Raw genomic sequence first — 5,531 nt, forward strand, 5'->3', positions numbered from 1 at the left:
CCTACATTTCAAATTTATTCAGCAAACCCTAATTAATTGTGCTTAGATACTTAGAGGTTTAAAGACTGATTTGAGCCAATTATTTTTATTAATAAATAGGGCTTGCTGAATAAATCTAAAAATCTTGTTGAATAAGGCTTTTAGGCTTTTTTTCCTCAAAAAGTGCCGACCATTGGAGGGATCGGGGGTAAAATTCCTGGACTTTTTCCCTGAAAATTAGGTAACTGACTACCTCAAAATCGGTAAAACCCCACACCCCACACCCTGCCCCCACGAAAAACTTTTTCAGCAGACCCTAAATATTTTACACAATTCATACCAGGTAAGCAAGAGGGCTACGGCACTACTACCGAATCATTAGCCAATTTCACTGCATCAGCTTCATCCCTTGCCACTGAACCAAATAAAGACAAAGACTTTACCCCCAGTTTTGGCAACTCTTTTCGGTGTGAGAGGAGGAGGCAGATTTTGCTGCCGTTTCCTCCTGATAGCTAAGATAAGATTAGTTTTTGCGGTAAAAAATCTTACTGCCTTGGTCACTGACAAAATGACAATTGCGGTAGGACCGCCAGAGAGATTTGAAAATCGGTTCTTTCGAGACGCGATAATAGTCTCCTAAGACGGGACGGATAGCCTCGGTTGCTTCTTGGAGATGATAGTGGGGAATAGTGATAAAAATATGATGGGCGACGTGAGTACCAATTTGGTGATGGATGGGATTAAAGATGCCATAATCGCGATCGATGGTAGAAAGCGCCCCTTTGAGAAAGTACCAATCTTGACCGCGATACCAGGGAATATCATCTTCAGTGTGGTGTAGGAATGTCACCAAGTCTAACCAAACCACAAAGACGATATAGGGCATGATGTAGTAGTTAAACAGAAACCAAAAGCCTTGGCTAATACCCACCCCGATTAATAGACCTAACATAAAGGTACAGCAAACGGTGCTAGTCAGTACCTGCCACCGTTCCGAGGGGCGAAAGAGGGGGCTTTCGGGCATAAAATGGGACCCCTGTTTATTAGGGGAACGACGGAAAAGATAAAGGGGGTAAACAAATAAAATTAGCTGAAAACGAGCTAATTTTTCGTACCAAGCCATATTGTTATACTGGGTTTCCGTGACGGGATACCAACTTTCATCGGTGTCGATATTGCCAGTATTAGCGTGATGGGTGCGATGACTGATGCGCCAACCGTGGAAAGGTACGAGAATGGGAGTATGACTGAGATGACCGATTAGGTTATTTAACCAACGATAACGGGAAAAGGAACCGTGACCGCAATCGTGACCGACGACAAATAAGGCCCAAAACATGGTTCCCTGCATAAACCAAAAAAGGGGGAAGAACCATGCTTGATTAATCTGGTAAGTTATCCAGTAAAGTAGGGTAATAATGCCAATGTCAAAAAAAAAGTAGGCTAAAGAGCGAAAAACGCTTGATTGGAAGCAACGGGCCGGGATAGCTAGACGGACATCCTGTAGGGTAAATGGCAAAAATTCTCTTTCTAGGGTAGGTTTAGATAGGGTTTGGGACACTAGGTTATAACTCAAGATGGATAACAGGGCAGTATTGACGAAAGCTTGAGTAGCTCAAGTTTTCTGTTTCTCGATGCGCTATCTTTTCTCTGTCTCAGCTAGGAGCGGATAAGACCGAGCGATCGAGCGAATTTCGTCTAACTCACTGGGATTTTATTCTAGGGCTTAATGTAACTTAACAAAAGCCCCTGGGGAAAGTTAATCAGATTCTCCCCCTGTCTGTCCGTCTGTCCCCTTGGGCATCCATACAATAGACTGGCTCTTCGGTTCGTGTTATCCACCCGATCAAACCAGACCAAGCAACGAAGAACCAAATATATTAACATTGTTTTGTCAGCAGATAAGTTTAGAGGTCTATTTATGGCAATAGCAACTTTGACAGCACTTCACGACACTGCGATCAAGAAATCGACAGAACAATCCAGTAAGCTACCCGATGGAATTAAAGTATGGGATTATTTTTTGTTAGGTTTAAGCCAAATTTCTTGATGAGAACTCTGTTTTTATTGTTTATCTGCTTGTTTTGGGGCAAAACAACTTTTGCAGAAACCTTACAAACGAGAAATTTTATTGTCAAGATTACTAGAAATTGTCCTGAAGGAGAGGTAGTGTGCAACAATGTCTCCTACACTGGAACAAGTTTAAGAACCGCAGAATCCATTAAACTTACTGGGAGAACTGTTTATCGTTTGTGTTCAGATAGGGTTACTCCCTGTCAATTTCTCGGCTACGAGTTTATTAATGGAAGTTATCGTTACTTTGTCACAGAAAGTGGTATAATAAGAGTCTATAAAAACGGCAAGCTTTTACTTGAAGAAACTGGTTCATGGCAGGATTAATCGTTTAATCAAAACTGATTAAATTCTCTTTCAAGTAAGTATATAAGAATTGCAGGCGTTGTGTTTCACTTTCAGTGAGTTGGTCTCCTTTTCCTCGCAACTCAAAATATCGTTGTGTAGCTGTCGATAAGCGTATTGTTTTACCTAGTTCTTCTAAAGCACTAAAATAACTGCCAGATATATTTCCCGCATTGAGTTGATTGCCATAAGATTTATTGTAAGTCTCCAAGACTTCCGTTGCCAAGTGTTTCTCAATTTGACCCGGTGCCAAGGTAATTCCTTTTTTGATATTAACAACAATGTAGGGACTTACTGGTTCATTACGAGTTGAAGTAATAGTACCATTCCGTTCCATTTGTAGGGATTCTAATTCAACTTCTTCAAAGAAAAAGGCATATGCTCCTGTCTGTAAGGGAGCTTCCCCAATGTTGGGAAGGCGGTTCTGATCGCCAGGATAAAAAGCAAATTCTACAGTTTTTACTTGAGGTCTAAATTCCGCATCTAGTATGGTTTTGAGAATATTATTGACTCCTTCTAAAGCTGCTGTTCCTAAAGCTGTAAAAGGAACGAGAAGGGGAAAAGTGCCGCCTACTTCACGAACAACTTCTTGTAATGCTCCTGTCACTTGATCTAATTTTGAGTCTCCTAATCCCTGACAAAAACTACTGAATGATAAATATAGTCTTTCTGTTTTCTTGTCTTTTTGGAAATCTTCAATAATCGCTACATTTTCTGCCCAAGTAGTAAGTAAATCATGGGTCAGTCTATTCATATTATTAATGTGATTGAGGTAGTGAGCTTTAATGATAGGTTTTTCTATATCTCCTAATCCTATCTGACTCATTACAGCAAAATAATCATTACCCCATTGTCCAGCTTTATACTCTTCTCTATACTTACTATAAAGTTGATGTGAAATAGTATTTATAGAGACTGTAAAATCTTCGGCAGCAGCAATTAAAGCATTATCATCTTTAAGGAATGGATCGAGTAATGGTCCGGGTTCCGTAATTGGTACTCTGCCGATGGTTGTGACTGTCATTTAAGCATCCTCCTAAGGGTGTATTTATAAAGTTTTACATGGCATCAATAGTTCCATCTGACACCTTTTTCGCCTCCCGTTTTCCATCCCTTGCCATTGCGACAATCAATATGAACGAAGCCCTTTTTTGCCCCCCAACCCAAGGCACCATACCAGTGTTGATCTACCCACTTTTGAAATTCAAACACATCTCCATGAGCAGGGCAAATATCGACCGCAGTTCCTCGGATATGCTGCGAGTTACTTACCCCTCCCACAGCACGATTGATTTGCTCAGGGCGATACCCAGAAGTGATGATAATGGGCTTCCCGTAGTCAGTGCGAATCTTCTCCAACTCTCGCATAATCGTGAGTATGTTATTTTGCAAAGTGGTGTCGTGCGGAATGCGTCGGGGGTCGTTTCGTAAGTTTTCTCCTAGAGTGAAATGGGGGGTTAAATGGGTGGACATATCACTCCAATCTACATCTTTCGGAGTCAAAATTTTGGGCATTTCCCTAACCACTTCGACTTTGCTAACCTGATCGCTAGATTCTGTGGCTGCCTTGCCTGTTTCGGGCTTTGCGGCTAACTCTTCCGTATGTAAAGATGTAGAAGGTAATTGTTTGATAACTTGACAAGCTTTATCGTAATAACGTTGACGATCCGACAGTCCGTTATAACCACCATTAACCTTTTTTGTTACCTCTCTAACAGTTGCTCCCCGATCGCAAAGAGCATTCATGTTATTATTCTTCCACCAAAATCCAGCACTGGTAAAAGGATAAACCTGAGCGACATAGCTATGTCCCTGCATGACTTTTTGATCCTTGATAAAGTCTGCAAATTTCTGATAATTATGCCGTCCAGTTAATTGAATAACACCAGCACCTTTATATTTACGACCATCACCGGGAGAGGTATTTCCCAAATCTCGGCGACCTTCATAAGCACTACCACTGGCAATTTCTTCCATCCAACGCAGTCCTCCTGATTCATGGGCTGTTTGGCTGAGGAAATGTCTAATTCGTGGCACTGTATTAATTTCAAATCGCTGTAAACAAGAGTTTAAGTCATTGAATTGTTGATCACTCATTTTACGTCCATAGACAGACTCAGCTTGCTGACGAGTGACAAGATTAACGCCCTGATGCTGACTTGATTCTGGCGCGGATACAGGTGATAGGCCATTGTCTTTGCTAGATTTTTGCCAAGGTAAATTCCAATGATCCGACCAAAGATACCAAATGCCAGCACCGTAGTCTAACTCCACTAGGCAATGTCCGTCAATTTCTTCTGAATACTTGAGGACTTTGTACCCTTTGCCCGCAGGAACTTCTTTTTTCTCGTTTTCACCGAGTTCTGATGAATCAATAGGCTGCTTTTTCAGATAGGTTTTAGTAGTTGCCTTGATGATGGTATTGGGGGGCGCAATGACCCAATTTTCGGGTTCTACCTTTGTGGCTGTAGCTGATCTTTGAATCGAGCGGGTGGCTGCGGCTTTGAGGGTTCCTCTATTTGTTGAGGAGATGGCAGAAATTCTGGATAATTGGTCAATGGCTTCCCGCGCTGAACCATTTTTACTGGACTGAGGAACAGATGATAGTATTTTGTCTTGCCAAGGTAAGTACCAGTGATCTGACCAAATATACCAAATTCCCTGGCCGTAGTCTAATTCAACGAGGGAATGTCCATCAGATTCTTGTGAATGCTTGAGGATTTTATACTCTGTACCCACAGGAACTTCTTTTTTCTCGTTTTCACCGAGTTGTGATGAATCAATGGGCTGCTTTTTCAGATAGGTTTTAATGGTTGCTTTAATCTTTGTATTGGGGGGAGCAGCGACTAAATCTGCCCGATTCTGGGTTACTGATAAGGTTGAGGTGACAGGTTTCGCCACCCCAGAAAGTTGAATTTTATCCAGTAAAGCTTTCCCGTTAGTCTGTTGACTTACCCAATCTTGATTTTGGATCAGCCAGTTTTTTATGGAATTATGGCGTTGCATAATAGAGATATGAATGGAGGAAATCAAAATGCAATGCCCTGAATGTAAATCTACCCATATCCGTAAAAATGGCATCAATAAACAAGGTAAACAAAATCATATTTGTGTAACCTGTGGCCGTCAATTTA

General features: G+C 41.4%; 6 protein-coding genes and 1 pseudogene. 3 read left to right on the forward strand and 4 right to left on the reverse strand.

Annotation, left to right across the window (positions count from 1 at the left end):
• Window positions 1–371 precede the first annotated feature (371 nt).
• Window positions 372–467, reverse strand: a pseudogene (locus IM509_RS19280) (nucleotidyltransferase family protein); the annotation flags it as partial.
• A 35-nt stretch (window positions 468–502) separates the two neighbouring features.
• On the reverse strand, window positions 503–1,540 hold the full coding sequence (locus tag IM509_RS19285; protein WP_052276727.1) for a fatty acid desaturase: 1,038 nt from the start codon (window positions 1,538–1,540) through the stop codon (window positions 503–505).
• Window positions 1,541–1,900: 360 nt separating this feature from the next.
• Here IM509_RS19285 and IM509_RS19290 point away from each other — a divergent pair, with 360 nt between their 5' ends.
• Together IM509_RS19290 and IM509_RS19295 are read left to right on the forward strand one after the other, a co-directional pair.
• Window positions 1,901–2,029 carry a hypothetical protein gene (locus tag IM509_RS19290; RefSeq protein WP_260441201.1) on the forward strand — a complete coding sequence of 43 codons (129 nt, stop codon included), beginning with the start codon at window positions 1,901–1,903 and terminating at the stop codon, window positions 2,027–2,029.
• Entirely contained in the window at window positions 2,029–2,379 is a 351-nt protein-coding gene (locus IM509_RS19295) for a hypothetical protein (RefSeq protein WP_072926412.1), read from the forward strand. The genes IM509_RS19290 and IM509_RS19295 overlap by 1 nt, the downstream gene beginning before the upstream one ends.
• A gap of 4 nt (window positions 2,380–2,383) precedes the next feature.
• On the opposite strand, the gene IM509_RS19300 is transcribed toward IM509_RS19295, so the two are convergent.
• Entirely contained in the window at window positions 2,384–3,421 is a 1,038-nt protein-coding gene (locus tag IM509_RS19300) for a hypothetical protein (protein WP_185236958.1), read from the reverse strand.
• Window positions 3,422–3,465: 44 nt separating this feature from the next.
• Entirely contained in the window at window positions 3,466–5,403 is a 1,938-nt protein-coding gene (locus IM509_RS19305) for a D-Ala-D-Ala carboxypeptidase family metallohydrolase (protein ID WP_287717326.1), read from the reverse strand.
• Between the two features lie 28 nt (window positions 5,404–5,431).
• Here IM509_RS19305 and IM509_RS19310 point away from each other — a divergent pair.
• Window positions 5,432–5,531 (forward strand): transposase-like zinc-binding domain-containing protein (locus IM509_RS19310; protein ID WP_420372278.1); only part of this gene is annotated, 100 nt, incomplete at its 3' end.

The sequence above is a fragment of the Microcystis sp. M31BS1 genome (genome assembly GCF_020245285.1).
In the GTDB taxonomy this organism is placed as follows: Bacteria; Cyanobacteriota; Cyanobacteriia; order Cyanobacteriales; family Microcystaceae; genus Microcystis; species Microcystis panniformis.

What these genes read in the sequence shown, in the direction of transcription:
- IM509_RS19300 (WP_185236958.1), bottom strand. Translation starts at nt 3,421, where the DNA reads ATGACAGTCACAACCATCGGCAGAGTACCAATTACGGAACCCGGACCA.
- IM509_RS19295 (WP_072926412.1), top strand. Translation starts at nt 2,029, where the DNA reads ATGAGAACTCTGTTTTTATTGTTTATCTGCTTGTTTTGGGGCAAAACA.
- IM509_RS19290 (WP_260441201.1), top strand. Translation starts at nt 1,901, where the DNA reads ATGGCAATAGCAACTTTGACAGCACTTCACGACACTGCGATCAAGAAA.
- IM509_RS19305 (WP_287717326.1), bottom strand. Translation starts at nt 5,403, where the DNA reads ATGCAACGCCATAATTCCATAAAAAACTGGCTGATCCAAAATCAAGAT.